This window comes from Thermus caldifontis (assembly GCF_003336745.1).
Classification (GTDB): Bacteria; Deinococcota; Deinococci; order Deinococcales; family Thermaceae; genus Thermus; species Thermus caldifontis.
Genome location: NZ_QGMX01000001.1, coordinates 150452 through 175934, shown reverse-complemented (window position 1 = coordinate 175934; position 25483 = coordinate 150452). Strand labels below are relative to the sequence as shown.

Genomic DNA, 25483 nt, shown 5'->3' with positions numbered 1-25483 from the left:
GACAAATCCAAACCCTACTTAAGGCGCGCCGGATGGCCTTTGGGGCTGAGGCCGGCGCGGGAGGGAACCCAGGCTTAGCCTCCATCCATCTGCAGGCGGCCGTAGAGAAGGTAGAGGTGGGTTAGGGAAAAGGTCCCTGGCACGGGCGGTGGGGCCTCCCGGCTTTGGGGTTTGAGGGTGGGATGAGGGGGACGGGTGGGAGCCTGGGCCAAGGAGGGGGTTACGCTTCCTTGCCGCTCCTCCTTCAGGACCCAGGCGGGCCCCTTCGCCTGAAGCCCTGCTTCCGCCTTTCCCCTTCCTGGGGGCAGGAGGGTTAGGCCCTGGAGGGCCAGGGCCAGGCTGGCCAGGACGAGGACCCACCAGGGGAAAGACCTCTGGATCTGCCGCAAGGGACCTCCTACGCCACCACCTCTACCATCTGGAAAACTTCTATGATATCCCCCTCTTGGAAGTCGTCGAACCCCTCGAGGCCAATGCCACACTCGTAACCCTGGGCCACCTCCCGCACGTCCTCCTTGAAGCGCTTGAGGCTGGCCATCTTGCCCTTCCAGATCTCCTCCCCCTTGCGCAAGACCCTCACCTCGGCACTCCGCACCACCTTGCCCTGGGTGACCATGCACCCTGCCACCTGTTTGCCTCCGGGCAGGCGGAAGATGGCCCGCACCTCCGCCCGGCCCAGGACCTCCTCCTTGTAGGTGGGCTCCTTTTGCCCCTTGACCATGGCCCGGACCTCGTCGATGAGGTCGTAGATGATGCGGAAGGTTTTGAGGAGGACCCCCTTTTGCTCCGCTGCCTTCTTCACGGCACCGGAGGGGTTTACCCCAAAGGCCAGGATGGCGGCGTTGGCGGTCTGGGCCAGGAGGACATCGGACTCGGTGGGGGCCCCCACCTGGGCCAGGAGGACGTTGATCTTCACCTCCTCGGTGCTCTCCTTGGCCAGGATGTGCTGGATAGCTTCCAAGGACCCTTGGGTATCCGCCCGCAGGATGAGGTTCACCTCTTTCTGCCCCTCCTCCTGTAGGGCGCGCAGGAGGTCGGCCATGGTCCTGGGGCGGCGCTCCCTTTCCGCTTCTTCCCGGGCCCTTCGCTCCTCCTTGCGCTCCTCGGTGATCTCCTTGGCCGCCTCGAGGTCGGGCACCCATTCCACCACATCCCCGGCGTGGGGAAGTTCCTGGAAGCCCAGGACCTGCACGGCGCTACCCGGGCCCGCTTCCTTGCGCTGGTTGCCGTCGGCGTCCATCATGGCCCGGATGCGGCCGTACACCTCGCCGGCCACCACGTAGTCCCCCACCCGGAAGGTGCCCTCTTGCACCAGCATGTTGGCGATGACCCCCGCCTGCTTATCCAGCCGGGACTCGAGGATCACCCCCTTAGGTTCGGCGTTGGGGTCGGCCCGGTAGTCCTCCAGCTCGGCGATGAGAAGGATCATCTCCAAGAGGTCCTGTACCCCCTGGCCGGTCTTGGCGCTGATGGGCACCACGATGGCCTCCCCCCCGTACTCCTCGGGCACGAAACCCCGCTCCATGAGCTGCCGCTTGACCCGGTCGGGGTTGGCCTGGGGTAGGTCCATCTTGTTGAGGGCAAAGATGATCCTGGCCCCGGCGGCCTTGGCGTGGGCGATGGCCTCGTCCGTCTGGGGCATGATCCCGTCGTCGGCGGCGATGACGATAACGGCGATGTCCGCCACCTTGGCCCCCCGCTGCCTTATGGTGGTAAAGGCCTCGTGCCCCGGGGTGTCGATGAAGACCACGGTGCCCTGGGGGGTTTTCACCTCAAAGGCGCCCACGTGCTGGGTGATCCCCCCCGCCTCCTTCTCGGCGATGCGGCTTTTGCGCAGGTAGTCCAGCAGGGTGGTCTTCCCGTGGTCCACATGGCCCATGATGACCACCACGGGAGGCCTTCTAGGAAGGGCTTTCCTGCGCTCTTCTTCCGCCAGCTTTTCCTCTAGACCCCGTTGCTCCTTGACCAGTTCCCGCACCGCCTCCGCATCCTCCTCGGTAAGGGTAGAGGCGTGGGACTTGTAGGGAACCCCCATCTGGTCCAGGAGCTCTAAGAGCTCCTCGTTGGTCATGCCCAGCTCTTTAGCCAGCTGGTAGATGCGTATTTTGGCCATCCTTACCTCCTAAAAGGGCGATTAGCGCTTCCGACAAGGCCTTTGCCCGGCCTCCGGCAAAGCGCCTGAGTTTTTTTTCCGTCCAGCACTCGGGGTTGTCGGGGCAGACATAAGCTCCCCTGCCCGGCAGTTTCCCCGTGGGATCCAGGCGAAACCCCTCCCCCGTGAAGAGGATCCGCAAAAGCTCCCCCTTAGGCCGCCTTCTGCGGCAGGCCACGCACATGCGGATGGGGATGTGTTTGGCCATTACTCGGAAAGATTCCGGAAGAGCTTCTCAAACTCCTCTTTGGCCCGGCTGGTGGTTTCGGCTTCCTCCTGGGCAGCCTTGCGAATAGCCTCATCCAGGTCGGAGATCTCCGCCTCCTCGAAGTGGATCTCGTACCCCGTGAGCTTGGAGGCCAGGCGGACGTTCTGCCCCCCGGTGCCGATGGCCAGGGAATGCTGGTCCTTGGTCACCTTGACCCGGGCCTTCTGCCCATCCGGGTCCAGCTCAATGGAACCCACCTGGGCGGGGGAGAGGGCGTTGCGGATGAACTCCTTGGGGTCCTTGGCCCAGAGGATGATGTCCACCTTCTCCCGGCCCAGCTCAGCGGAAACCGCCTGGATGCGCTGCCCCTTGTGGCCGATGCAGGCCCCGATGGGATCCACGTTGGGGTTGTGGGTCATCACCGCCACCTTGCTGCGCCGGCCAGGCTCCCGGGCGATGGCCTTGATCTCCACGATGCCCTCGGCGATCTCGGGGACCTCCTGCTTCAACAGGTGCTCCAGAAGCTTTTCGTGGGCCCGGCTCACGATCAAGGAAGGGCCTTTGGCCGAGCGGTCCACCTTCTTCAGGTACACCTTGAGGCGCTGGCCGGGGTAGTACCGCTCGGTGGGGATTTGCTCGCTCTTCGGAAGGTAAGCCTCTCCCCGGCCCAGCTCCACGAAGACGTTGCCCCGGTTGTCCACCCGGGTCACCACCCCCGTGAGGACCTGGCCTTCCTTGTCCTTGTACTCGTTGTAGATGCGGTTGCGTTCGGACTCCTTGAGGCGCTGGGTGAGGATCTGGCGCAGGTCCTGGATGGCCATGCGGGAAAGGCCCTCGGGGTCGATGGGGAACTCCATCTCATCGCCCACCTGGACCTCGGGATCGTACTGGAGGGCCTCGGAGAGGGCGATTTCCTTGTCGGGGTCCTCCACCTTCTCCACCACGCGGCGGACCTCCACCATCTCAATGCGCCCGGTCTGGGGATCGATGTAGACGTCCACCTCCGGGCCCTTGCCCGCATCGATCTCTTCCTTGCGGTATCCCTTCTGCCGCTTGATGTAGGCCTTGCGCAGGGCTTCCTTGAAGGCCTCGAGGACCTCCTCGGTGGTAACCCCCCGCTCCAAGGCCAGCTGCTGCATGGCGTCTATGAATTCCCGGTTCATCTCTCCTCCCTGTATCCCGTCTGTAGTGTTATCTACCTGGGCTCCTCGGGCCACTCGGCGAGGTTGGCGCGGAAGGTGCCGATCCTGAGGCGCTTTTCCTCCTGGCCCACCTGGAAGACCACCACATCCTCCTCCACCCGGAGGATGCGTCCCACGAAGCCTTCCGGCCCCGGCACCTTGGCCTTAAGGCCCTGGAAGCGCTCAAAGTGTCGGCGGGTGAAGAGGGGGCGCTTGGGGCCGGGAGACTCCAGCAAAAGGCGGTAGCTTCCCGGGATGGGGTCCTCCCGGTCAAAGACGGCCTCAATGGCCCGGCTGGCCCGTTCCAAGTCAGCCACGCGGATGGGCTTTTCGTCCTTCCGTTCCAGGCGGACCAGGACCTCCCCGGGGGCTTCCCTCACCTCCAGGACCTCGAGGTCCAGGGGCCCTACCGCTTCCTCCACCAACCGCCAAAGGTCCACAGGCACCTCCCTACCTCCCTTCACAAAGGAAGGGTGGGCTTACACCCACCCCCCTCCCTTGGGAGCACTGGGCTCAGTTTACACCCAAAACCCCCTTGACTACAACCCCTTTAGCCTGCTACACTCAAGTTTGCCGGTCCGAGCCCGGCCAAGACATGGGGGTGAACGGTCTCGACGGGGGTCGCCGAGGGCAGGTGGCGCGCCGAGGTGCGGGTGGCCTCGAAGGTAGCCCCTAAGAGGGCTGACCGTAAAAACCCGCAAACGAATAAAGGCCAACAAGCCTGCTTACGCTCTCGCGGCTTAAGACCGCGACCCCGCCCGGAAGCCCCGCCGGGGGCTCACGGTAGCGGGGACACAAACCCGGCTAGCCTTGGCTAGGCTCCGTAACCCAAGGCGAAAACCAGCGGGGCTTACCCTTGGCCGCCTGTCCGTGGGCTAAGCCAGGGGGACATGCAAAACACGGACTACGCGCGTAGAGGCCTGCCGTAGGGACTTTCGGACGGGGGTTCGACTCCCCCCACCTCCACCAAAGGGATAGGGGCCTCTAAGGGCCCCTGATTTTGTATGTGTGGTAGTAGGGCGGTATGGAAAAGACCGCCCTTTATCTGCCTGGGTCCTTGAAGCGTTTAAGGTCCGGCGGGAGAGTTGCCCCCAGGCTGAGCCCGTAAGGGAGGCGTTGGAGCGCCCTTCTCCTAAGTCCTTGGGCCTAGGGGAGGATACCGAGGTCACAGGCCGTACGGCGGAGGCCTGGTTGGAGAGGGCATGGGGACAGGAGGGTTAGCCTCCTTCCTGCCGCGCGCACCTTGGTGCGCCAGTCCCAGGACCTCCCTTTGGGTTTCGCCGACGCCATGGCGGCGGCAGCAGCTTTGGCTTTGGGGGTTCCGGTCCTCACCCTGGATGCCCGGTTTCTGGTATTGGCCCGGAGCGAGGGTCTTGAGGGTAGTGCGACCCAACGTGTGACCCTCCTCATGGTTGTAAAGTGAGGTTGGTGCCTGCTGGCACCTCCTTCGGGGCGGGGTGGAAGTCCCCACCGGCGGTGAAAGCCCGCGAAGCCCCATTGGGGCCCGACCCGGTGGAATTCCGGGGCCGACGGTGAAAGTCCGGATGGGAGAAGGAGGGTCTTTGCGAGAGCTGGACGAGCGCTTTCTTCGTAGGGCGTTGCAGCTGGCCGAACGGGCTCGAGGCCACACCCACCCCAACCCCTTGGTGGGGGCGGTGTTGGTGCGGGAGGGCCGCATCGTGGGGGAGGGGTACCATCCCAAGGCCGGGGAGCCCCATGCGGAGGTCTTTGCCTTGAGGGGGGCGGGGCCCTTGGCCCGGGGGGCTACCGCCTATGTTTCCCTGGAGCCCTGCAACCACCATGGCCGCACCCCTCCTTGCTCCCTGGCCCTTTTGCAGGCGGGGGTGGCCCGGGTGGTGGTGGCGGCCCAGGACCCCAACCCTTTGGCCCAAGGGGGTTTAGGGCGCCTTCGGACGGGGGGGGTGGAGGTGGAGGCGGGGCTTCTGGAGGCCGAGGCCCGGGAGCAGAACGAAGTCTTCTTCCACCGGCAAAGAAAGGGCCGGCCCTTTGTTCTCCTCAAGGCGGCCCTCACCCTGGACGGCAAGGTGGCGGCCTTGAGCGGGGATGCCCGCTATGTTTCCGCGGAGGAAAGCCGACGCGTGGCCCAGGCCTACCGCCAGTGGCTTCCCGTGGTGATGGTGGGGGTGGGAACCGTCTTGCAGGACGATCCCTGGCTCACCGTGCGGGAGCCCGACTTCCGCCCCTTCCCCCTCATGCTGGAGCCCCCGCCCCTTAGGGACCCGGTGAAGGTGGTCCTGGACACGGAAGGCCGCACCCCCCCTACCGCTCGCATCTTCCGCAAGGGGCCCCGGGAGGAGCCTGCCCAGGTGTACGTGCTGGTGGGCAGAGGCGCTCCCAAGGACCGGCTTAGGGCCCTCGAGGGGGTGGGGGCCCGGGTGGTGGAGCTTCCCCGGGAAGGGGGAAGGGTGAGCCTGGAAGCGGCCTTGGCCTTCCTGCTGGAGGAGGGCCTGGACGGGGTCTTGTTGGAAGGCGGGCCGAGGCTGGCCGGAGCCTTCTGGCAAAGGGGCTTGGTGGATAAGCTGGCCCTTTTCGTGGCGCCCAAGGTCTTGGGAGAGGGGAAAGGGTTTTTGGAGGGGTTTGCCGTGGAGCGCATGGCCGAGGCCAAAGGGCTCAGGCTGGTGCGTAGGGAATGGCTAGGAGAGGATCTTTGGCTGGAGGCCTATCCGGAGGGATGATGTTCACGGGACTGGTGGAGGAAACGGGCGAGATCGTGCGGGTGGAGGAAGGGCCCTTCCTCAGGGTGCGAATTGCCGCCAAAGAGGTGCTTTCCGACCTTAAGGTGGGGGATTCCGTGGCCGTGGATGGGGTCTGCCTCACCGCGGTGGCGGTGGATGGGGAGGGGTTTTGGGTGGAGTTGGCCCAGGAAACCCGGCGCCGCACCGCCCCCACCTGGCGGGTAGGGCACCGGCCCAACCTGGAGCGGGCCCTTAAGGTGGGGGAGAGGCTTGGGGGGCATTTCGTCACCGGGCATGTGGATGGGGTGGCGGAGGTGGTGGCCATCCGGGAGACCCCAGGGGCCCTGGACTACTATTTCCGCCCGCCGCGGGAGCTTTCCCGCTACATCGCCGAAAAGGGGAGCGTGGCCCTAAACGGGGTTTCCCTCACGGTGGCGGGGCTTAAGGGGGATGCCTTCTTCGTGACCCTCATTCCCCACACCCTGAGGATCACCAACCTGGGGGGCCTAGGGGTGGGGGATGGGGTGAACCTGGAGGTGGACCTCATCGCCCGTTACCTGGAACGGTTAATGAAGGGGGAATGATGGAGGGTTTGGCCAGCGTTAGGGAACTCATGGAAGAACTCCGCCAAGGCCGCCCGGTGATCCTGGTGGACGACGAGGACCGGGAAAACGAGGGCGACCTCATCATGGCGGCGGAACACGTGACCCCGGAGTGGGTGAACTTTATGCTCAAGGAGTGCCGGGGCCTCCTTTGCGTGGCCCTCACGGAGGAGCGGGCCAAGGCCTTGGACCTGCACCTCATGGTGGAGAGGAACCAGGATCCCCAGGGCACCCGCTTCACCGTGAGCGTGGATGCCCGGGGGACCAGCACGGGGATTTCCGCCTTTGAGCGGGCGGCCACCATTAGGCTTCTGGCTGATCCCGAGGCCACTGCCCAAGACTTCCGGCGTCCTGGGCACATCTTTCCCCTGGTGGCGAGGCCCGGCGGGGTCCTGAGGCGGGCCGGACACACGGAGGCCACGGTGGACCTTTTGCGCCTGGCGGGGCTCTGGCCGGTGGGGAGCCTGATCGAGATCCTCAAGGAGGACGGCACCATGGCCCGGCTTCCGGATCTTTTGCCGTTCGCTGGGCGCCACGGGCTTAAGGTGGGCACCATCGCCGACCTCATCCGCTATCGCCTGGAGAAGGGGGATCTCTACGTGAGGCGGGAGGCGGAGGCCCTTTTGCCCACCCGGTTTGGCGAGTTCCGCATCCTGGGCTTTCGGGATAGCCTCACCGGGGAGGAGCACGCCGCCTTGGTCATGGGAAGCTGGGACCCTGAGGAGCCCATCCTGGTGCGCATGCACTCCGAGTGCCTCACCGGGGATGCCCTCCACTCCTTGAGGTGCGACTGCGGTTTCCAGCGGGACCTGGCCCTGGAGCGGATTGCCCAGGAGGGGAAGGGGGTTTTGGTCTACCTGAGGCAGGAGGGGCGGGGAATCGGCCTCGTCAACAAGATCCGGGCCTACCACCTGCAGGACCAAGGGCTGGACACGGTGGAGGCCAACCTGGCCTTGGGATTTCCTCCGGATCTAAGGGACTACGGGGTGGGGGCCCAGATCCTCTACGACCTGGGGGTGCGCAAGATGCGCCTTCTCACCAATAACCCGCGCAAGGTGAAGGCCCTGTCCGGCTTCGGCATCGAGATCGTGGAGCGCCTTCCCTTGCGGGCCGGGGACAATCCCCACAACGAGCGGTACCTCCAGGCCAAAAAGGAGAAGCTCGGGCACTGGATGGACTGATACCACCCCACCCTGGCGCAAGCCAGGGTGGGGGCCCCGGAAAGGGCCTCCGGTAGGCGTCATCTCGTTGGGGCTTAGCGAAGGAAACAATAGGAAAGGGTATGAGGGGTTCCCCCAGCCCTTAGCATGAGGCTATGCTTCGGCTAGGGGTTCTCGTGCTTCTTGTCTTGGCCTTCCTGGGCCCCGCATGGCCCCTACCGGGGCGGGTGGTGTACCTTCTGGATTTTTCCCCCTCCGCTAGGGAGAGCGTCTTCGCCATTGCGGGAAAGCTCCCGAGGGATGGGATCTATGTGGCCTTCGCCGAGCGTGCGGCGAGGCTTCCCTCTCCCACGGCCCGCAGGCTGGACCTGGGGGAGGGAACGGACCTGAGGGTGGCTTTTCAGGAGGTGGCGGCCCTGAAGCCCGACCGGGTGGTGCTGGTTTCCGATGGGCTTTTCGCCCCCATACCGGCGCCTTTCCCCCTGGATGCGGTGTACGTGCCCCCCAAGCCCCATGTGGCGGTGGGGCTTTTGCCCCCGCCTTACCCGCTTTATGGGGAGACGGTGGGGGTGGGGGTGGTCCTCGAGGCGCCCCTTCCCGTGGAGGCCCGGCTTAGGGTGGAGGGTCCTGGGGGGTCCGTGGAAAAGAGTCTTTGGGTGGAGGGTCGCAAAACCCTGGCCTACACCTTCTCCCTTACGGAGGAGGCCCAGGTGCGGGCGGTGGTGGAAGGCGCCTGGGGCAGGAGCGAGGCCCAGGTGAGCCTGGAACCTGCCGACCGCGGCAAGGCCCTGGTGTTGGGGGATCCGGCCTTGGCCCGTTACCTGGAGGCCCAGGGTTTTCAGGTGGAGGAGGGCCCCTTCCGCATGCCCTTGGAGGCCGACCTGGTGGTGGTGGGCCTGGGGGTTTTGGACCTTCCCCCAGGGGCCCCCGAGGCCCTAAGGGAGTATCTGCGTCGGGGGGGAGGGCTTCTTTTCACCGCCACCCCCAAGGGCCTTTTCTTCGGTGGCTGGGACCGGGTTTTGCCGCAGGACCTCCCCCTAAAGCCCCTGGGCCGTAAGGGGGCGGCCTTGGTCCTGGTCCTGGACGTTTCCGGAAGCATGGAGGGGGAGAAGCTTTCCCTGGCGGTGGCCGGGGCCTTGGAACTGGTGCGCTCGGCGGCGGCGGAGGACCACCTGGGCGTGGTCCTCTTCTCCTCCACCCATCGGGTCCTTTTCCCCCCCAGGCCCATGACGGAACAGGGCAAGAAGGAGGCGGAAAGCCTCCTCCTCTCCGTGCGGGCGGGGGGTGGGACCGTGTTGGGGCCTGCCTTTCGGGAGGCGGTGGGGCTTCTTGGGGATGTCCCGGTGGATAGGAAGGGGGTTCTGGTGCTCAGCGATGGCCTCATCTCCGATTCTAAGGAGCCCATCCTGGCCCTGGCGGAGGCCTCGGGCCTCGAGGTGAGCGCCATGGCCCTAGGGCCCGATGCCGACCGGGCGTTCTTGAAGGAGCTGGCCCAGCAGGGTGGGGGGCGGTACTACCAGGCGGCCACCGCCCAGGAACTTCCCCGGCTTTTCCTGAAGGAGGGGCAGGAGGTGTTCCAAGGCGAGCGCCTGGAGGGCCGCTTCCCCGTCCAAACCAGGCCCCATCCCCTGACCCAAGGGCTTTCCCCACCCCCCCTTGCCGTTCTCCTGCCGGCCCGGGCCGAGCCCTGGGCGGAGGTGCTTTTGGAAAGCGAGGGGCGGGCGGTCTTGGCGGTGGGGGAGCGGGGGGAAGGGCGGGTGGCCGCCTTGGCCACCGACCTTTCCCGGTCCTGGCGGGGCTGGGAAGGGGCTGCCCCCTTTCTCGGGGGGCTTGCCCGCTACCTCATGGGAAGCCAAAAGGCCGTGGCCCTCTACACCTACCCTGAGGAGCACCTGGTGCGTGCCGTGGTCCTGGGCCGTTTGGAGAACCCCCTTTTCCTTAGCGGGGGAAGGGAGGTGCCCTTAGTGCCCACTGGTCCGGAGCGGTACGAGGTGCTGGCTGGGGAACCGGGGGTGCTCTTGGACGGGAAGCGCCGCATTCCCCTAGCCCTGCCCCTTCCCGGGGAGTGGACCCCCAGGGATGGGAAAGGGATTCTCAGGGCCCTGGCCGAGGCCTCTGGGGGAAGGCTTTTGGCCCTCGAGGATTTGGGAACGGTGCCGCTTTCCTCCTTGCCCCTTCGCCCCTACCTCATCGCCTTAGCCCTGGCCCTCTTCCTCTGGGAACGTTTTCGGGAGGCGCGACGGGGTTCTCCCAGGTGAGGGCCCTCCTAAAGCCAGGGATTCGGCCCTCTTGTGCGTAGATCACGCCCTAGGCTTTGGGGGCGACCCTATCCTAAGGCCATGCGCTGGGATGACGAGTGGGAGAGGTGGTTCCTGCAGGAGGCCAAAAGGAGGCGCCAGGAGGAGAAGCCCTTGCACGACCGCATCAACCGGTTAGAGGCAGCCCTTTACGATGCCCAGCAAACCATTCGCCACCTCCAGGCGGACAAGCGGGAGTGTTATGAGCGCACCCAAGCGGTGGCCCTAGGCAAGGTGTTTCCCGGCCCCGAGCTTTTGGCCTTGAAAAAGACGCTGGAAGAGGCTTGGCTGGAGCTGGTGTTGGTGGCTTCGCCCAAGGCCGAGGCGCTTTCGGAGCTCATCCGTGTTTTGGAGCGCTATTTTCCAGACCAAAACCCTGGGTGATCTGCACCAACACCGCTTCGCCCCGCACGGTTAGGACCCCTTCCGCAAAAAGCTCGGTTTCCACCACCACCTTTTTCCCCTTTACCTCCCGGGCCCGGCCCACCAAGAGGAGCTCGGGCCCAAGGGGGGTGGGCTTCAGGTAGTCCACCTTGAGGCTTGCGGTCACGAACCGCAAGGGATGGGTTTCCAGGTCCAGGCCCTCCGCCTGGGCCTTAATGGCGGCGGCGGTAGCGGTGGAGTGGCAGTCCACCAAGGAGGCGAGAAGCCCTCCGTAGACGAACCCGGGGATGGCGGTGTGGTGGGGGCTTGGGGTGAAGCGGGTTTCGCTATGGCCCGCCTCTGCCTTCCAGTAGGTCTTGAGGTGAAGGCCCATGGGGTTTAGGTAGCCGCACCCGTAGCAGTGGGCCCACTCCGGTGGGTAGTAGAGCTGGATGGCCTTCACGCTAACCCCTGGGCCCGCCAGCGCTCCGGCACCGCCCGCTTCAGGAAGTCCACGATCTCCTGGGTGCTGGTCCCGGGGCCAAACACCGCCGCCACCCCTAGCTCCTTCAGCCTGGGCACGTCCTCATCGGGGATGATCCCTCCCCCGAAGAGGAGGATGTCCGAGGCTCCCTGCTCGTCCAAAAGCCTCTTAACCTCCCGGAAGTAGTGCATGTGGGCCCCCGAGAGGATGGATAGCCCTATGGCGTCCACGTCCTCCTGGATGGCCGCCGAGACGATCATCTCGGGGGTTTGCCGTAGGCCGGTGTAAATGACCTCCATGCCGGCATCCCTTAAGGCCCGGGCCACCACCTTGGCCCCACGGTCGTGGCCGTCCAGCCCGGGCTTGGCGATGAGCACCCGTATGCGCCGGTCCATAACCCCATCCTAAACGTAGGCTGGCTCCTGGTAGGTGCCGTACACTTCCCGCAAGACGTTCATCATCTCCCCCAGGGTGCAGTAGGCCAAGGCGCACTCCACGAAGTGGGGCATGGTGTTCTGCCCTTCCACCGCAGCCCGGCGCAAGCCGGCCAGGGCCTCTTCCACCCGCTTTTGGTCCCGCTCCCGGCGCACCCGGGCCAGGCGCTCCGCCTGGACCCGTTCCACCTCGGGGTCCACCAGCTGGATGGGAACCTTGAGGGGGATCTCGTCGGTGAAGGCGTTCACCCCTACGATGATCCTCTCCTTGCGCTCCACCTCCTGCTGGTAGCGGTAGCTGGCCTCGGCCAGCTCCCGGAGGAAGTAGCCCTCCTCGATGGCCCGCACCACGCCGCCCATGCGGCGGATCTCCTCGATGATGGCCATGGCCTGGCGCTCCATCTCGTCGGTGAGCCACTCCACGTAGTAGCTCCCCGCCAAGGGGTCAATGGTGTGGGTGACCCCGCTTTCGTAGGCGATGATCTGCTGGGTTCTCAGGGCAATGGTGGCGGATTCCTCCGTGGGCAGGGCCAGGGCCTCGTCGTAGGCGTCGGTGTGGAGGCTGTTGGTGCCCCCAAGGACGGCGGCTAGGGCCTGGATGGCCACCCGGGCGATGTTGTTCAGGGGTTGCTGGGCGGTGAGGGAGACCCCAGCGGTCTGGGCGTGGGTGCGGAGGGCCCAGCTTTGGGGGTTCTTGGCCCTGTAGCGGTGGCGCATCTCCTTGGCCCATATGCGCCGGGCGGCGCGGAACTTGGCGATCTCCTCAAAAAAGTCGTTGTGGACGTCAAAGAAGAAGCTGATCCTGGGAGCGAACTCGTCGATGTCCAGGCCCCGCTTGAGGGCAGCTTCCACGTACTCGAACCCATCGGCCAGGGTCCAGGCCAGCTCCTGCACCGCCGTGGAGCCCGCCTCCCGGATGTGGTAACCGGATACGGAGATGAAGTTCCACTTGGGGACGTTCTTAGGCCCCCACTCAAAGGTGTCGATGACCAGCTTCACGCTGGGCTCTGGGGGGAAGATGAACTCCTTTTGGGCGATGAACTCCTTCAGGATGTCGTTTTGGATGGTGCCCCCAAGCTTTTTCCAGTCGTAGCCCTTTTTCTTGGCCACCGCCAGGTACATGGCCCAGATGGCGTTGGCGGGGCTATTGATGGTCATGGAGGTGGTGACCTCCTCGAGGTTGATCCCCTCAAAGAGGATCTCCATGTCCGCCAGGCTGGATACCGCCACCCCGCACTTGCCCACCTCTCCCTGGGAGAGGGGGTGGTCGGAGTCGTAGCCCATGAGGGTGGGCAGGTCAAAGGCCACGCTAAGGCCGGTTTGGCCCGCCTTCAAAAGCTTCTTGAAGCGCTCGTTGGTCTGCTCGGCGGTGCCGAAGCCGGCGAACATGCGCATGGTCCAGAGCTTGGACCGGTACATGGAGCCGTAGACCCCCCGGGTATAGGGGTACTCCCCGGGGTAGCCCCGCTTCTCCTCGTACTCGGGGTCCAGAACCCCGATGTCCTCGGGGGTGTAAAGGGGCTCTGGGGCGATGTCCGAAAGGGTGCGGTGGGCCACGGGCCTTTCGGGCATCTTCTCCAGGCTCTTCTGGTAGGTCTCCCTGAGCCAGTCGTGCTTCTTGCGCATGGGCCCTCCCTTGGGCCATATTCTACGCTTTTGTGCGCCTAAGGAAAAGAGCGTTATGCCATCCCGCCTGCCGGGGCGGCCGGCCAAGGGCTATCCAGGGGTTGGGGTCCAGCCTTTCCGAAAGCCCCCTTTCCGAGGGGACAAGGTGGCCAGGGTAGGGGGAACGCCGTGGGATGGGTCTTCCCTGAGCCTTGGGCCCCAGCTTCCTCACCCCGGGCGTTTACGCTCGCTTTCGGGTTCCACGTGGATAGTGACGGCAAGGCCAGGGAAAGTTCTCTCCAGAACCCTTTCCAGCTCATCGCAGAGCCGGTGGGCTTCTTCCACCGTCATGGACCCCGGCACCACCAGGTGGAACTCCAAAAAGGCCCGGTTCCCCGCCTTGCGGGTCCTTAGGTCGTGGACCTCCAGGGCCCTTCCCCCCAAGGCCTTGGCAAGGGTTTCCCGGATCCGCCCCACCTCCTCCGGGGGGAGGCCCTCGTCCATAAGCCCCCCCACGGACTGGCGCACCAGGCGGAAGCCCATGAGGAGGATGTTCCCCGCCACCAATAGGGCCAGGAGGGGATCCAGCACCCATAACCCCGTGCCCCAGGCAAGGCCCACGCCGGCGAGCACCTCCACGGAGGTCAGGACATCGGAAAGCACGTGGTACCCATCGGCGGTGAGGGCAGGGGAGCGGAGAAGCTTTCCCTGGCGGATGAGGTGCCAGGCCAAAAGGCCGTTCAGGAGGGAGGCCAGGAGGCTGACCAAGAGACCAGGCCCCAGGCCCTCGAGGGGCTTGGGTTCCAGGAGGCGGGGGATGGACTCCTTGATGATGAGGAGGGCAGCCAGCGCCACCAAGACCCCCTCCAGCACCGCGGAGAAGTACTCGGCCTTGGTGTGGCCAAAGGGGTGGGTTTCGTCGGGGGGCCTCTGGGCGAAGCGGATGGCGAAGAGGGCCAGAAGCGCGGCCGCCACGTTCACTGTGGACTCGAGGGCATCGGAAAGCAAGGCCACCGAGCCGGTGAGGAGGTAGGCAACCCCCTTAAGCCCTAAGACCAGGAGGGCCACCAGGAAGCTGAGGCGGGCAGCCCGTTCCGCCACCTAGGTCTCTTCCTCCACCAGCTCCCGCTTGGGCTTGAGGAGGGGGAAGAGGAGGACATCCCTCAAAGAGGGCTGGTCGGTGAGGATCATGGCCAGGCGGTCCAGGCCCAAGCCAAGCCCCGCCGCCGGGGGCATGCCGTACTCCAGGGCCAGGAGGAAGTCCTCGTCGGGCTCAGGGGCCTCCTCGTCCCCTTCCTTCCTGCGCCTGGCCTGTTCCAGGAAGCGCTCCCTTTGGTCCAGGGGGTCGTTGAGCTCGGAGTAGGCGGGGGCGAGCTCCATCCCGGCCGCATAGAGGTCCCAGCGCTCGGTAAGCCCGGGCTTTTCCCGGTGCCGCTTGGCCAGGGGGCTGATGGCCAGGGGGAAGTCAAAGACGAAGGTGGGGTTTTGCAGCTCAGGCTCCACGTAGATGCCGAAAAGCTTGTCCAGGAGCTTGTAGCTGGGGACATGGGCCAGTTCCGGGTGGTGGGCATCCGCGAAAATCCTTAGCCTTTCCAGGTCCAAGGGGTCAAAGGCGAGGCCCGCTTTCTCCTTCAGGGCTTCCACGAAGGAGATGCGGCGGAAGGGTGGGGTGAAGTCCAGGGTCCGGCCCTGGTAGGGGACCTGGTAGGAGCCAAAGAGGTGAAGGACCAGGCCGGAAAGCAGTTCCTCCACCAGCTTGGCCATGTCCTGGTAGTCGGCGTAGGCCCAGTAGGCCTCCAGCATGGTGAACTCAGGGTTGTGGTTGTGGTCAATCCCCTCGTTGCGGAAGTTCCGACCGATCTCAAAAACCTTTTCCAAGCCGCCCACCAAAAGGCGCTTCAGGTAGAGTTCCAAGGAGATCCTCAGGTAGAACTCGTGGTCCAGGGCATTGTGGTAGGTCTTGAAGGGCCTGGCCTCCGCCCCGCCGGTGGTGGGCTGGAGGATGGGGGTTTCCACCTCTAAAAACCCCCGCTCCTCAAAGAAGCGGCGAATATAGCGCACCATGGCGGTGCGCCGTTGGAAAATCTCCCGGACCTCGGGGTTGACGATCAGGTCCAGGTAGCGCTGCCGGTAGCGCACCTCCTTGTCCTTGATCCCGTGCCACTTGTCGGGGAGGGGGTGGAGGCTTTTCACCAAAGGGGTCCAGGAGAGGACCTTTACCGTAACCTCGCCGGTTTTGGTGGTGAAGACCGTGCCCTTGACCCCCAGGATGTCCCCCACATCCAGCTTTTTGAGAAGCCCATACTGGGGGGTCAGATCCTTCTGAAAGTAAAGCTGAATCTTGCCGCTTCCGTCCAGGAGGTGGGCAAAGGTGACCTTGCCCATGCGCCTAAGGGCCACGATGCGCCCGGCTAAGGCCACCTCTTCGGGCCACTCGCTTTCCGGGGGGGCCCCCTCCTTGGCGGATAGGATTTCCCTTGCACTGTGGGTTTTGGGGTAGCGGTAGGGGTAGGGTGGAAAACCCGCCTCCACCAGGGCTTCCAGGTTGAGTAGGCGTTGCCGTGTCTGCTCGTTCATGTCTAGCCGCGCACCGAGACCACCCGGAACTCCTTCTTGCCCTTAGGGGTTTCCAGGCTGAGCACATCCCCTTCCCTGTGGCCCAGGAGGGCCTTGCCCATGGGGGAGGCATCGGAGATCTTCATGGGGGTCTCCAGGACGCTGGCCTCGGCGGGGGAAACCACCTGTACCTCCAGGCGTTCTCCGCTGACCGGGTCTTCCAGCTCCACCACCGAGCCCAGGCCGATCACCTCGGTGGTGGCTCCTTCTATGATCACCGCCCGGGAGAGGATGTCCTCGAGGCTGTCGATCCGGGCCTCAATGCGGGCCTTTTCCTGCTTGGCCGCTTCCAGCCCCGAGTCGTCGTAGTCGTCGGAGGACTCCATGAGCTCCTGCAGGATGCGGGTGGCCTCTTGCAGGCGCTCCCGTTCCTGCAGAAGTTGCTGCATGAGCCGCTCGTAACCGGCCTTGGTTAGCTTTACCTCGCGCGCCATAGCTCACCTCGTAAGTCATGAAGGTCGGCCAAAGCCGACCTCCTTGGCCCAAGGGCCTCCTTCTCAGGTGAGTATACCGCGAAGGAGGATTTCCCTCAAACGCTCGGGCTCCGCATGGCTGGCGCAGGTGGCGGTGTCCAGGCAGAGGACCAGGTAGCGGAGGTGGGTTTCCCTTCCGCCCACCGGGTGGCGGAAGAACCCCAAGGCGCTTCCCGAAAGGTGGCGGCGGCAGGCCTCGCACACCTGGGGGCTTCCCAGGGTTCCGGGCAGGGGGTCCAGGGTCAGGCGGAGCTCCGGCGGCCCCTTTTCCTGGATGATCACCCGGCCTTCCTCGTCGCGATAATAAAGAATCTCCCCAATGGGGAGAAGTTCGGGGGGAGTGCCTGGAAAAATCTCCAGGATCATCTCCCTTTCCTCGTGGTCCATAGGACTAGCTTAGCCCAAAACGTCCCAGGAGGGGAGGCAGGAAGAGGTAGAGGCCCAGGAGGAGGGCGAAGAAGCTGGCCAAAAGCACCGCTGCTGCCGCCGTGTCCTTGGCCCGCTTGACCAGGGGGTGGAACACCGGGCTTACCAGGTCGGCCAGGGCCTCGAGGGCGGTGTTCAGGAGTTCCAGGGAAAGCACCAGGGCGCTAGCGAGGAGGATCGGCACCGGGCTTATCCCTAGCCAGAAGGTCAGGCCCAGGGCTAGGAGGGCCAGGTAGGCCTCGAGGCGGAAGTTGCGCTGCACCCGCCAGGCGTACAGAATGCCCTCCCAGGCGTAGCCCAGGGAGCGCCAAACGCCCTTTAGAGGCTGAGGATCCTCTCTTGGACGCGGTGGAACCCTTCCCAATCCTCCTCCTTCTGGTGGTCGTGGCCCAGGAGGTGCCATAGCCCATGGGCCGCCAGGGTGAGCACCTCCTCCTCCAGGGGAACCCCTCTTTCCTCCGCCTGCCTTTTGGCGGTGTCCAGGCTGATCCAGATATCCCCCAGGTGCAGGGGCACAAAGGGGTCCCCGGGCTCATAGTGGGGAAAGGAAAGGACATCCGTGGCCTCATCCTCTCCCCACCATTCCCGTTTCAGGGTTCGGATCCTGCGATCCCCGGTAAGGATGACCGTGACCGCCTTTTCCCCCACCCCCAGTTCCTCCATCAGGGCGGAAAGGGCCCGGCGGAGCCTGGGGATAAGGCCTTTGGGGGGCCTTTTATTGGCCACGATCCCCACTGTGCTCGGCTTCCTCATAGGCCTTGATGATGCGGGCCACCAGGGGGTGGCGCACCACGTCGGACTCCTTGAAGTAGATGAAGGCGATGCCCTCAATGCCCTTCAGGATGCGGGTGGCCTCCACGAGGCCCGACCTTTGGTGCTTGGGCAGGTCGATCTGGGTGATGTCCCCGGTGATGACCATCTTGGAGGAGAAGCCCATACGGGTCAGGAACATCTTCATCTGCTCGGGGGTGGTGTTTTGCGCCTCGTCCAGGATGATGAAGGCGTCGTTGAGGGTCCGGCCCCGCATGAAGGCCAAGGGGGCCACCTCGATGATCCCGGACTGGAGGTACTGCTCAAAGCGTTCGGCGTCGATCATGTCAAAGAGGGCGTCGTAGAGGGGGCGGAGGTAGGGATCCACCTTGGCTTGGATGTCCCCGGGCAAAAACCCCAGCTTTTCCCCCGCCTCCACTGCCGGCCGGGTGAGGATGATGCGCTTGACCCTTTTGGCCCGGAGGTGGCTCACGGCCATGGCCACCGCCAGGTAGGTTTTCCCGGTACCGGCAGGGCCGATGCCGAAGGTGATGTCATGGGTGGCGATGGCCTCCACGTACCGCCTCTGCCCCGGGGTTTTGGGCCTGAGGCGGCCGGGTAGCGCCAGCTCGGTTTCCGGGGTGGTGGCCTGGTACAGGCCCTCCCCCTGCAGGGCCAGGGCCACCGCCTGTTCCAGGGTGGGGGGATCCAGCTCTGCCCCTTGCCTTAGGAGGGCTAGGAGGTCCCGCACGGCCCGCTCGGCCACCCCCAGGGCTTCCCCTTCGCCCTCCAGCTCCACCTGGTTGCCCCGCATGATGAGTTTGAGCCGGTCGCCGAAGGCCTCTCGCAAAAGGGAGCGGAGCTTTTTCAGGTTGCGGTCCGCCTGGCCCAAAAAGGCCAGGGTTTCCTCGGGCTTTAGGGGGATTACCAGCCTTTGGGCTTCTTCAGGATTTCGTGCCATATCACCCCTTTGAGGATGCTCTCAGCATCGGTGGAGAGCCTCTTTTTGGGCGCCTTCTTGCGGGGTTCTTCCGGGGAGGGGGTTTCGCGGAAGCTGACCTCCAAGGGCGTGCGCTCCGGGCTGGGGTAGCGCTCCAAGGAGGCGGCCTCGGAGGGCAGAGAGGCGGGGGGAGGAGCTGGCCGGGGTTTTGGCTTGGGCCGGGCTTTGGGCTTGGGGCGGGGTAGGGGTTCCGGCTCTGGCAGGTCCTCCGGGAAGCCTGGAGGGGTGGGGGAAGGCTGGCCCCGGCGGCTTAGGCCCTGGAGGGCCGGGATGACGATAAAGAAGAGGAGGAAAAGGAGACCCAGAAGGTCGTCTAAGCTCATTCCTCACCCTCGGGCTTGGCCGCCCGGCTGATGGACTCCCGCATGTCGGTGTCGGCCTCGATGTTCTTCAGGCGGTAGTAGTCCATGACCCCAAGCCTTCCTGAACGCAGGGCCTCCGCTAAGGCCAGGGGTACCTGGGCCTGGGCCTCCACCAGCTTGGCCCGCATGGCCTCCACCAGGGCCCGGTTCTCCTGCTCCGCGGCCACGGCCATGGCCCGGCGCTCCTCCGCCTTGGCCTGGGCGATCTTCTTATCCGCCTCCGCCTGGTCTATTTGCAGCTGGGCCCCGATGTTCTTGCCCACGTCCACGTCGGCGATGTCCACGGAGAGGATCTCAAAGGCGGTGCCGGCATCCAGGCCCTTTTCCAGCACGGTCTTGCTGATGCGGTCCGGGTTCTCCAACACCTCCTTGTGGGAGTTGGCGCTGCCGATGGTGGTCACGATGCCTTCCCCCACCCGGGCGATGATGGTTTCCTCCCCGGCCCCGCCCACCAGGCGGTCGATGTTGGCCCTTACCGTCACCCGGGCCGTAGCCAGAAGCTGGATCCCATCCTTGGCCACCGCGGCCACCATGGGGGTCTGGATCACCTTGGGGTTCACGGAAACCCGCACCGCTTCCAACACATCCCGCCCCGCTAGGTCTATGGCCGCCGCCCGGTCAAAGGTGAGCTTGATGCCCGCCTTGTCCGCGGCGATGAGGGCATCCACCACCCGGTCCACGTTGCCCCCGGCCAGATAGTGGGCCTCGAGGCGGTCCAGGCGCACGTCCAACCCCGCCTTGGTGGCCTTGATGAGGGGGTAGATGATCTTGGCGGGGGGAACCCGCCTGAGGCGCATGGCCACCAGGGTGATGAGGGGCACCCGGACCCCTGCGGCCCAGGCGGAGATCCAGAGGCCTACGGGGATGAAGCTAAAGAACAAGAAGACCAGAACCAGGACGATAAACGCCAGAAAAAGCACACCCAATCCTTCCATATCACTCCTCCAAGGCTTCCACCACCACCGTGGGCCCCCTGACCTCCACCACCCTTAAGGTGGTGCCCTTGGGCAGGAAGCCCCGGTTGGCCACCACATCTACGCGCTTGTTGCCAAAGCGGGCCACACCCCCAGGCCTTAGGTCCGTGAGGGCCACGCCGATAGCCCCCACCTCCACCTCGTCCCCGGTGGCGTGTTCCGAGATGGCGCTTTCCAGCACCAAAGCCCTTGCCGGGCGGGTTCTAGGCAGGAAGCGAAAGACCAGGAGGAGGCCCAAGCCCAAGGCGATCACCGCGATGGCGATGACCAAAAGGGCATTCTCCCCAAAGGTGAAGTACACGGAGGCCAGAATAGCCCCCACCCCCAAGGCTCCGGCGATGCCAAAACCGGGAAAGAGGAAGGCTTCGGCGAGAAGAAGGGCCACGCCTAGGAAGAAAAGGATAAGTTCAAAGGCTCCGGAAAGCCCCGCCAGCCACCCCCCGGCGAAGTAAAGGGCCAGGAAGGCGAGCCCCAAGGCCCCCGCCACCCCGAACCCCGGGGTGAAGAGCTCCAGGAGAAGGAGCAAAAGCCCCAAGGCCAAAAGGAGCCCGGCCACGGTGGAGCTGGTGAGGAAACGGGCCACCTGCACCCTGGGGCCCGGCTCCAGCCTTTCCGTCTCCAAGGTGTAGCCCGCCTGGCGCAGGGCCTCGGCGAGGCTTCCCGCCTTGAAGTCCGCCACCTTCAGCTCCACGGCCTTCTCGGCGGAAAGGGTGAGGGGCTCCCCCTTGGCGGAGAGGCCAGGGATTTCCAGGCTGGGGTCCACCATGGCCTCTGCCAGGTTCACGGGCCTGCTCCGGGCCTCGGCCACCGCGCGGAACTTCCCCTTTAGGGCGGAGATGATTTTCTGGTCCGCCGCCTGGGGTTCCCGCAAGGGCAGGGCCACCACCGGTAGGGCCGCCCCGATCTCCGAGCCTGGGAGCATGACCACCTGGCGGCAGGAAAGGGCGATCAAGGCCCCGGCGGAAAAGGCGTTCTGCACCACGGCTAAGGTGGGGAGGGGGGTCTGCAGGATGCGGTCGGAGATGCGGATGGCGGCGTCCACCCGGCCCCCAGGGGTATCGATGAGGAAGGCCACCCCGCTTGCCCCTTCCCGTTCGGCCCGGGCCAGGGCCTGGTCCACAAAGACGGCCAAGGCGGGGTCTATCTCCCCTTGGATGGGGATGAGGTAGGTCTTCCCTAGGGCCAGGGAAAGGAGGATGCCTAAGGCCAATAGCCTTTTCACCGCCTCCATTCTATACGGCCTGGGCGGGGGTGTGGGGTGGGGTATCCTAAAGGGCATGCTGCGCTTGGCGGTTTTGGGGTATCCCATAGGCCATTCCCTTTCCCCCGCCATGCACCGCCATGCCCTGAGCGCCTTGGGGCTTAAGGGAACGTACGAGGCTTGGGAAACCCCCCTCGAGGCCCTAAAGGAGCGCTTAGAGGTGGTGCGTCAGGGGTACCGGGGGGTAAACCTGACCATTCCCCTCAAGGAGGCGGCCTTGCCCCTTTTGGATTGGGTTTCTCCGGAGGCAAAGGCCATTGGGGCGGTGAACACGGTGCTTTCCGTGGAGGGGAGGCTTCTTGGCTTCAACACCGATGCCCCAGGGTTTCTGGAAGCCCTAAAGGCCGGGGGGATTCCCCTGGTGGGCCCCGCCTTGGTCCTGGGGGCCGGAGGGGCAGCGCGGGCGGTGGCCTGGTCCCTAAGGGAGGCGGGCCTTAGGGTATGGATTTGGAACCGCACCTGGGAAAAGGCCCAGGCCTTGGCGGGGGCCTTTGGCCTCGAGGCGGTCCCCCTGGAGAAGGCCCAGGAGGCTTGGCTCATCGTGAACGCCACCAGCGTGGGGCTTAAGGACCCAGGGGCCACCCCCTTGCCGGCCGAGCTTTTCCCCAAGGAAGGGGCGGCGGTGGACCTGGTCTACCGCCCCCTTTGGACCCGGTTTCTAAGGGAGGCCCAGGAAAGGGGCCTTCGGGTGCAGACGGGGCTTCCCATGCTGGCCTGGCAAGGGGCCTTGGCCTTCCGCATCTGGACAGGCCTTCTCCCAGACCCCAGGGGCATGGAGGAGGCGGCCCGCCGGGCCTTGGAGGAAAGGGCATAGATGGCCTACACCCTGGCGGCCCCGGTGGTCCACGAGGAGACGGTCCAGAAGAGCCGCTTCATCGCCAAGGCGGCTCCGGTGGCCTCGGAGGAGGAGGCCTTGGCCTTTTTGGCGGCGAACCGTGAACCCCAGGCCACCCATAACTGCTATGCCTACAAGCTGGGCCACCTCTACCGTTTCTCTGACGACGGCGAGCCCACAGGCACCGCGGGCAAACCCATCCTTCACGCCATAGAGGCCCAGGGGCTGGATGGGGTGGTGGTCCTGGTGGTGCGCTACTTTGGGGGCATCAAGCTGGGGGCCGGGGGGTTGGTGCGGGCCTATGGGGGTGTGGCCGCCGAGGCCTTGAGGCGAGCCCCTAAGGTGCCCCTTGTGGCGTGGGAGGAGGTGCGCTTTTGGGTGCCTTTCTCCGAGGTGGGCCGGGTGCATGGACTCTTACGCTCCCGTTCCCTTACGGTGACGGAGGACTACCGGCCGGAAGGGGTGCGCTTTTGCGTGCGGCTTCCTGCCGGGGAGAAGGAGGAGGTTTTGCGGGAGGTGAGGAACCTCACCCGGGGGCAGGTCCGGGTGGAGGACTAGGGTAGCATAAGGGCGATGCTGCCCCTTTTTGAGCCCAAGGGCCGGGTCCTTTTGGTGGACGGCCACCACCTGGCCTACCGCACCTTCTTCGCCCTCAAGGGCCTCACCACCAGCCGCGGCGAGCCGGTGCAGGCGGTGTACGGCTTCGCCAAAAGCCTTTTGAAGGCGCTCAAGGAAGACGGGGACGTGGTGATGGTGGTGTTTGACGCCAAGGCCCCCTCCTTCCGCCACCAGGCCTACGAGGCCTACAAGGCGGGGCGGGCCCCTACGCCAGAGGATTTCCCCCGGCAGCTTGCCCTCATCAAGGAGCTGGTGGACCTTCTGGGCCTCATGCGCCTCGAGGTGCCAGGCTTTGAGGCCGACGACGTCTTGGCCACCTTGGCCAAAAAGGCGGAAGGGGAAGGCTACGAGGTGCGCATCCTTACCGCAGACCGGGACCTCTACCAGCTCCTGTCGGATCGGATCGCCATCCTGCACCCGGAAGGGTACCTCATCACCCCGGAATGGCTTTGGGAAAAGTATGGCCTGAAGCCCTCCCAGTGGGTGGACTACCGGGCCCTTGCCGGGGACCCTTCCGACAACATCCCCGGGGTCAAGGGGATTGGGGAGAAGACGGCGGCCAAGCTGGTCCGGGAATGGGGGAGCCTGGAAAACCTGCTCAGGAACCTGGACCAGGTGAAGCCCGCCCACCTTCGCGAGAAGATCCAGGCGCACCTGGAGGACCTGAAGCTTTCCTTTGAGCTTTCCCGGGTGCGCACGGACCTGCCCTTGGAGGTGGACTTTGCCCGGCGCCGGGAGCCGGACCGGGAGGCCCTCAAAGCCTTTTTGGAGAGGCTTGAGTTTGGAAGCTTCCTCCATGAGTTTGGCCTTTTGCAAAGCCCCATAGCGGCGGAGGAAGCCCCTTGGCCACCTCCTGAGGGGGCTTTCGTGGGGTTTGTCCTCTCCAGGCCTGAGCCCATGTGGGCCGAACTCAGGGCCCTGGCGGCCGCCTTGGAGGGGCGGGTGTACCGGGCGGAAAACCCTTTGGCCGCCCTAGGGGAGCTGGGGGAGGCCCGGGGCCTGCTGGCCAAGGACCTGGCGGTGGTGGCCTTAAGGGAAGGGATCTCCCTGGCGCCTGGGGATGATCCCATGCTCCTCGCCTACCTTCTGGATCCCGCCAACACCACCCCCGAGGGGGTGGCCCGGCGCTACGGGGGGGAGTGGACGGAGGAGGCGGGGGAAAGGGCCCTTCTTTCCGAAAGGCTCTACGCCACCCTCCTAAAGCGGCTTAAGGGGGAGGAGCGGCTACTTTGGCTTTACCAGGAGGTGGAAAAGCCCCTATCCCGGGTCCTGGCCCACATGGAGGCCACGGGGGTTCGGCTGGATGTGGCCTATCTGAGGGCCCTTTCCCTGGAGGTGGAGGCGGAGCTTGGGCGGCTGGAGGGGGAGGTCCATCGCCTGGCGGGGCACCCCTTTAACCTGAACTCCCGGGACCAGCTGGAAAGGGTCCTCTTTGACGAGCTCGGGCTTCCCGCCATCGGCAAGACGGAGAAGACGGGAAAGCGCTCCACCAGTGCGGCGGTCCTCGAGGCCTTAAGGCATGTCCACCCCATTGTGGAGCACATCCTTCAGTACCGGGAGCTTGCCAAGCTGAAGGGCACCTACATTGACCCCCTTCCCGGCCTGGTCCACCCCAAGACGGGCCGGCTCCACACCCGCTTCAACCAGACGGCCACGGCCACCGGGCGCTTAAGCAGCTCCGACCCCAACCTGCAAAACATTCCCGTGCGCACCCCCTTGGGCCAAAGGATCCGCCGCGCCTTCATCGCGGAAGAGGGGTGGACCCTGGTGGCCTTGGACTATAGCCAGATAGAGCTCAGGGTTTTGGCCCATCTTTCCGGGGACGAGAACCTGATCCGGGTCTTCCAGGAGGGGCAGGATATCCACACGCAAACCGCCAGCTGGATGTTTGGGGTGCCCCCAGAAGGGGTGGATCCCCTGATGCGCCGGGCGGCCAAGACCATCAACTTTGGCGTGCTCTACGGCATGTCCGCTCACCGGCTTTCGGGGGAGCTTTCCATCCCCTACGAGGAGGCGGTGGCCTTCATCGAGCGCTACTTCCACAGCTACCCCAAGGTGCGGGCTTGGATTGAAAGAACCCTGGCGGCGGGGCGGGAGCGGGGCTACGTGGAGACCCTCTTTGGCCGCCGACGCTACGTGCCCGACCTGACTTCCCGGGTGAAGAGCATCCGGGAGGCTGCCGAGCGCATGGCCTTCAACATGCCGGTGCAGGGGACGGCGGCGGATCTCATGAAGCTGGCCATGGTGAAGCTCTTCCCTAGGCTTAAAGCCCTGGGGGCCCGGATGCTTCTTCAGGTGCACGACGAGCTGGTCCTCGAGGCCCCCAAGGACCGGGCAGAGGAAGTGGCCCAAGAGGCCAAGAGGATCATGGAGGGGGTGTGGCCCTTGGCGGTGCCCCTCGAGGTGGAGGTGGGCATCGGGGAGGACTGGCTTTCCGCCAAGGCCTAAAACCGGTAGACCTCTTCCGGGGTGAGCTCCATCTCCAGGCAGGGGAGGTGAATGCGGTCCCTGGCCTCCTCAATGCCCCTTTCTCCTTTGCGGTAGAGGATGAGGGAGGGCCGGCGGCTGTCCACCATAAGGTAGGCCTTCAGTCCAGGAAGGGTAAGGTAGGCGGTGCGCTTTTCCCGAGCGTCAATGTTGGCGGTTTTGGCGGAGAGGACCTCCACCACCAAACAGGCGTCCTCCAAGTAAAGGGCCTCTAGGTCCACGGGATGGCAGACCACGCTGAGGTCGGGGTAGTAGATGCGGTTCCCGACCTTTAGGCGCATGTCAGAGGGAAACACGCGGCAGGGGGTACCTTCCGCCCTTCTGCGAAAGAGGTAAAGCAGGTTGCTCACCAAGAGGTTATGGCGAGCGTTGGCCCCGGCTAAGGCGTAGACTACCCCCTCCACATACTCGTGCTTGCGCCGGGAGCGGACCTCCTTCGCCAGGTAGGCCTCGAGGCTCACGAGCCCAAAGGCTGTAGCCATGCCCCTAGAATAACCTA

General features: G+C 65.2%; 27 protein-coding genes, 1 other RNA gene and 1 riboswitch. Of the genes, 9 read left to right on the top strand and 19 right to left on the bottom strand.

Annotated features, from left to right (window positions below; genetic code table 11):
* Nucleotides 1-74: 74 nt before the first annotated feature.
* From DK874_RS02770 to rimP, 5 genes are read right to left on the bottom strand one after another with little or no spacing between them, the layout of a single operon-like run.
* Nucleotides 75-389 carry a hypothetical protein gene (locus tag DK874_RS02770; RefSeq protein WP_114312518.1) on the bottom strand — a complete coding sequence of 105 codons (315 nt, stop codon included), beginning with the start codon at nucleotides 387-389 and terminating at the stop codon, nucleotides 75-77.
* A gap of 8 nt (nucleotides 390-397) precedes the next feature.
* The gene (infB, locus tag DK874_RS02765; RefSeq protein WP_114312517.1) at nucleotides 398-2113 is read right to left on the bottom strand and encodes a translation initiation factor IF-2; all 1716 of its coding nucleotides are present in this window, start codon (nucleotides 2111-2113) and stop codon (nucleotides 398-400) included.
* Complete coding sequence (locus tag DK874_RS02760) at nucleotides 2082-2360, bottom strand: YlxR family protein (protein WP_114312516.1); 279 nt, start codon at nucleotides 2358-2360, stop codon at nucleotides 2082-2084. Before DK874_RS02760 ends, infB begins: the two co-directional genes overlap by 32 nt.
* Nucleotides 2360-3523 (bottom strand): transcription termination factor NusA, encoded by a 1164-nt coding sequence (gene nusA / locus DK874_RS02755; protein ID WP_114312515.1) that lies wholly within the window; start codon nucleotides 3521-3523, stop codon nucleotides 2360-2362. Before nusA ends, DK874_RS02760 begins: the two co-directional genes overlap by 1 nt.
* A 32-nt stretch (nucleotides 3524-3555) precedes the next feature.
* Entirely contained in the window at nucleotides 3556-3981 is a 426-nt protein-coding gene (rimP, locus tag DK874_RS02750) for a ribosome maturation factor RimP (protein WP_240307590.1), read from the bottom strand.
* A 157-nt stretch (nucleotides 3982-4138) separates the two neighbouring features.
* Here rimP and ssrA point away from each other — a divergent pair.
* The 6 genes from ssrA to DK874_RS02715 all read left to right on the top strand — a co-directional run bounded on the left by ssrA (nucleotide 4139) and on the right by DK874_RS02715 (nucleotide 10680).
* Nucleotides 4139-4510, top strand: a transfer-messenger RNA (tmRNA) gene (gene ssrA / locus DK874_RS02745).
* A gap of 470 nt (nucleotides 4511-4980) precedes the next feature.
* Nucleotides 4981-5101, top strand: a riboswitch (FMN riboswitch).
* Between the two features lie 2 nt (nucleotides 5102-5103).
* On the top strand, nucleotides 5104-6237 hold the full coding sequence (gene ribD, locus DK874_RS02735) for a bifunctional diaminohydroxyphosphoribosylaminopyrimidine deaminase/5-amino-6-(5-phosphoribosylamino)uracil reductase RibD (protein WP_114312513.1): 1134 nt from the start codon (nucleotides 5104-5106) through the stop codon (nucleotides 6235-6237).
* The gene (locus DK874_RS02730; protein ID WP_114312512.1) at nucleotides 6237-6821 is read left to right on the top strand and encodes a riboflavin synthase; all 585 of its coding nucleotides are present in this window, start codon (nucleotides 6237-6239) and stop codon (nucleotides 6819-6821) included. Before ribD ends, DK874_RS02730 begins: the two co-directional genes overlap by 1 nt.
* Entirely contained in the window at nucleotides 6821-8020 is a 1200-nt protein-coding gene (locus DK874_RS02725) for a bifunctional 3,4-dihydroxy-2-butanone-4-phosphate synthase/GTP cyclohydrolase II (RefSeq protein ID WP_114312695.1), read from the top strand. The genes DK874_RS02730 and DK874_RS02725 overlap by 1 nt, the downstream gene beginning before the upstream one ends.
* 134 nt (nucleotides 8021-8154) lie before the next feature.
* On the top strand, nucleotides 8155-10257 hold the full coding sequence (locus DK874_RS02720) for a VWA domain-containing protein (RefSeq protein WP_114312511.1): 2103 nt from the start codon (nucleotides 8155-8157) through the stop codon (nucleotides 10255-10257).
* Between the two features lie 81 nt (nucleotides 10258-10338).
* Entirely contained in the window at nucleotides 10339-10680 is a 342-nt protein-coding gene (locus DK874_RS02715; protein WP_114312510.1) for a hypothetical protein, read from the top strand.
* Here the strand turns inward: DK874_RS02715 and DK874_RS02710 are convergent.
* The 13 genes from DK874_RS02710 to DK874_RS02645 all read right to left on the bottom strand — a co-directional run bounded on the left by DK874_RS02710 (nucleotide 10634) and on the right by DK874_RS02645 (nucleotide 21014).
* Nucleotides 10634-11122 carry a PaaI family thioesterase gene (locus tag DK874_RS02710; RefSeq protein WP_114312509.1) on the bottom strand — a complete coding sequence of 163 codons (489 nt, stop codon included), beginning with the start codon at nucleotides 11120-11122 and terminating at the stop codon, nucleotides 10634-10636. The two genes, DK874_RS02715 and DK874_RS02710, sit on opposite strands and share 47 nt — an antisense overlap.
* A complete protein-coding gene (locus DK874_RS02705; protein ID WP_114312508.1) occupies nucleotides 11119-11538 on the bottom strand; it encodes a cobalamin B12-binding domain-containing protein in 420 nt (139 codons plus the stop codon). Before DK874_RS02705 ends, DK874_RS02710 begins: the two co-directional genes overlap by 4 nt.
* Nucleotides 11539-11547: 9 nt before the next feature.
* Complete coding sequence (locus DK874_RS02700; protein WP_114312507.1) at nucleotides 11548-13203, bottom strand: acyl-CoA mutase large subunit family protein; 1656 nt, start codon at nucleotides 13201-13203, stop codon at nucleotides 11548-11550.
* A 207-nt stretch (nucleotides 13204-13410) separates the two neighbouring features.
* Entirely contained in the window at nucleotides 13411-14283 is an 873-nt protein-coding gene (locus tag DK874_RS02690) for a cation diffusion facilitator family transporter (RefSeq protein WP_114312505.1), read from the bottom strand.
* Complete coding sequence (lysS, locus tag DK874_RS02685; protein WP_114312504.1) at nucleotides 14284-15759, bottom strand: lysine--tRNA ligase; 1476 nt, start codon at nucleotides 15757-15759, stop codon at nucleotides 14284-14286.
* Nucleotides 15760-15761: 2 nt separating this feature from the next.
* Nucleotides 15762-16232, bottom strand: coding sequence for a GreA/GreB family elongation factor (locus DK874_RS02680; RefSeq protein WP_114312503.1), 471 nt, complete (start codon nucleotides 16230-16232; stop codon nucleotides 15762-15764).
* A 63-nt stretch (nucleotides 16233-16295) separates the two neighbouring features.
* Nucleotides 16296-16658: a hypothetical protein gene (locus tag DK874_RS02675; RefSeq protein WP_114312502.1), complete on the bottom strand. Its 363-nt coding sequence runs from the start codon at nucleotides 16656-16658 to the stop codon at nucleotides 16296-16298.
* 4 nt (nucleotides 16659-16662) lie between these two features.
* A complete protein-coding gene (locus DK874_RS02670; RefSeq protein WP_114312501.1) occupies nucleotides 16663-17061 on the bottom strand; it encodes a diacylglycerol kinase in 399 nt (132 codons plus the stop codon).
* Entirely contained in the window at nucleotides 17016-17450 is a 435-nt protein-coding gene (ybeY, locus tag DK874_RS02665) for an rRNA maturation RNase YbeY (protein WP_114312500.1), read from the bottom strand. Before ybeY ends, DK874_RS02670 begins: the two co-directional genes overlap by 46 nt.
* Nucleotides 17413-18408 (bottom strand): PhoH family protein, encoded by a 996-nt coding sequence (locus DK874_RS02660; RefSeq protein ID WP_114312499.1) that lies wholly within the window; start codon nucleotides 18406-18408, stop codon nucleotides 17413-17415. The genes ybeY and DK874_RS02660 overlap by 38 nt, the downstream gene beginning before the upstream one ends.
* The gene (locus DK874_RS02655; RefSeq protein ID WP_114312498.1) at nucleotides 18372-18770 is read right to left on the bottom strand and encodes a hypothetical protein; all 399 of its coding nucleotides are present in this window, start codon (nucleotides 18768-18770) and stop codon (nucleotides 18372-18374) included. Before DK874_RS02655 ends, DK874_RS02660 begins: the two co-directional genes overlap by 37 nt.
* Nucleotides 18767-19744: a flotillin-like protein FloA gene (gene floA / locus DK874_RS02650; protein ID WP_114312497.1), complete on the bottom strand. Its 978-nt coding sequence runs from the start codon at nucleotides 19742-19744 to the stop codon at nucleotides 18767-18769. Before floA ends, DK874_RS02655 begins: the two co-directional genes overlap by 4 nt.
* Before the next feature lies 1 nt (nucleotide 19745).
* Nucleotides 19746-21014, bottom strand: coding sequence for an NfeD family protein (locus DK874_RS02645; protein ID WP_114312496.1), 1269 nt, complete (start codon nucleotides 21012-21014; stop codon nucleotides 19746-19748).
* A gap of 46 nt (nucleotides 21015-21060) precedes the next feature.
* Here DK874_RS02645 and aroE point away from each other — a divergent pair, with 46 nt between their 5' ends.
* The 3 genes from aroE to polA are packed head-to-tail and all read left to right on the top strand — an operon-like array spanning nucleotide 21061 to nucleotide 24945.
* Nucleotides 21061-21858 (top strand): shikimate dehydrogenase, encoded by a 798-nt coding sequence (gene aroE / locus DK874_RS02640; RefSeq protein WP_114312694.1) that lies wholly within the window; start codon nucleotides 21061-21063, stop codon nucleotides 21856-21858.
* Nucleotides 21859-22437: an IMPACT family protein gene (locus tag DK874_RS02635; protein WP_114312495.1), complete on the top strand. Its 579-nt coding sequence runs from the start codon at nucleotides 21859-21861 to the stop codon at nucleotides 22435-22437.
* Between the two features lie 6 nt (nucleotides 22438-22443).
* Nucleotides 22444-24945, top strand: coding sequence for a DNA polymerase I (polA, locus tag DK874_RS02630; RefSeq protein WP_114312494.1), 2502 nt, complete (start codon nucleotides 22444-22446; stop codon nucleotides 24943-24945).
* On the opposite strand, the gene DK874_RS02625 is transcribed toward polA, so the two are convergent.
* Nucleotides 24942-25466 (bottom strand): Uma2 family endonuclease, encoded by a 525-nt coding sequence (locus DK874_RS02625; protein WP_114312493.1) that lies wholly within the window; start codon nucleotides 25464-25466, stop codon nucleotides 24942-24944. The genes polA and DK874_RS02625 overlap by 4 nt on opposite strands.
* Nucleotides 25467-25483: the final 17 nt, after the last annotated feature.

What these genes read in the sequence shown, in the direction of transcription:
- DK874_RS02730 (WP_114312512.1), top strand. Translation starts at nt 6,237, where the DNA reads ATGTTCACGGGACTGGTGGAGGAAACGGGCGAGATCGTGCGGGTGGAG.
- floA (WP_114312497.1), bottom strand. Translation starts at nt 19,744, where the DNA reads ATGGAAGGATTGGGTGTGCTTTTTCTGGCGTTTATCGTCCTGGTTCTG.
- lysS (WP_114312504.1), bottom strand. Translation starts at nt 15,759, where the DNA reads ATGAACGAGCAGACACGGCAACGCCTACTCAACCTGGAAGCCCTGGTG.
- DK874_RS02680 (WP_114312503.1), bottom strand. Translation starts at nt 16,232, where the DNA reads ATGGCGCGCGAGGTAAAGCTAACCAAGGCCGGTTACGAGCGGCTCATG.
- DK874_RS02725 (WP_114312695.1), top strand. Translation starts at nt 6,821, where the DNA reads ATGGAGGGTTTGGCCAGCGTTAGGGAACTCATGGAAGAACTCCGCCAA.
- DK874_RS02635 (WP_114312495.1), top strand. Translation starts at nt 21,859, where the DNA reads ATGGCCTACACCCTGGCGGCCCCGGTGGTCCACGAGGAGACGGTCCAG.
- DK874_RS02705 (WP_114312508.1), bottom strand. Translation starts at nt 11,538, where the DNA reads ATGGACCGGCGCATACGGGTGCTCATCGCCAAGCCCGGGCTGGACGGC.
- DK874_RS02645 (WP_114312496.1), bottom strand. Translation starts at nt 21,014, where the DNA reads ATGGAGGCGGTGAAAAGGCTATTGGCCTTAGGCATCCTCCTTTCCCTG.
- aroE (WP_114312694.1), top strand. Translation starts at nt 21,061, where the DNA reads ATGCTGCGCTTGGCGGTTTTGGGGTATCCCATAGGCCATTCCCTTTCC.
- infB (WP_114312517.1), bottom strand. Translation starts at nt 2,113, where the DNA reads ATGGCCAAAATACGCATCTACCAGCTGGCTAAAGAGCTGGGCATGACC.
- DK874_RS02760 (WP_114312516.1), bottom strand. Translation starts at nt 2,360, where the DNA reads ATGGCCAAACACATCCCCATCCGCATGTGCGTGGCCTGCCGCAGAAGG.
- DK874_RS02700 (WP_114312507.1), bottom strand. Translation starts at nt 13,203, where the DNA reads ATGCGCAAGAAGCACGACTGGCTCAGGGAGACCTACCAGAAGAGCCTG.
- DK874_RS02720 (WP_114312511.1), top strand. Translation starts at nt 8,155, where the DNA reads ATGCTTCGGCTAGGGGTTCTCGTGCTTCTTGTCTTGGCCTTCCTGGGC.
- ybeY (WP_114312500.1), bottom strand. Translation starts at nt 17,450, where the DNA reads ATGAGGAAGCCGAGCACAGTGGGGATCGTGGCCAATAAAAGGCCCCCC.
- DK874_RS02660 (WP_114312499.1), bottom strand. Translation starts at nt 18,408, where the DNA reads ATGGCACGAAATCCTGAAGAAGCCCAAAGGCTGGTAATCCCCCTAAAG.
- nusA (WP_114312515.1), bottom strand. Translation starts at nt 3,523, where the DNA reads ATGAACCGGGAATTCATAGACGCCATGCAGCAGCTGGCCTTGGAGCGG.
- DK874_RS02675 (WP_114312502.1), bottom strand. Translation starts at nt 16,658, where the DNA reads ATGGACCACGAGGAAAGGGAGATGATCCTGGAGATTTTTCCAGGCACT.
- DK874_RS02715 (WP_114312510.1), top strand. Translation starts at nt 10,339, where the DNA reads ATGCGCTGGGATGACGAGTGGGAGAGGTGGTTCCTGCAGGAGGCCAAA.
- DK874_RS02625 (WP_114312493.1), bottom strand. Translation starts at nt 25,466, where the DNA reads ATGGCTACAGCCTTTGGGCTCGTGAGCCTCGAGGCCTACCTGGCGAAG.
- DK874_RS02655 (WP_114312498.1), bottom strand. Translation starts at nt 18,770, where the DNA reads ATGAGCTTAGACGACCTTCTGGGTCTCCTTTTCCTCCTCTTCTTTATC.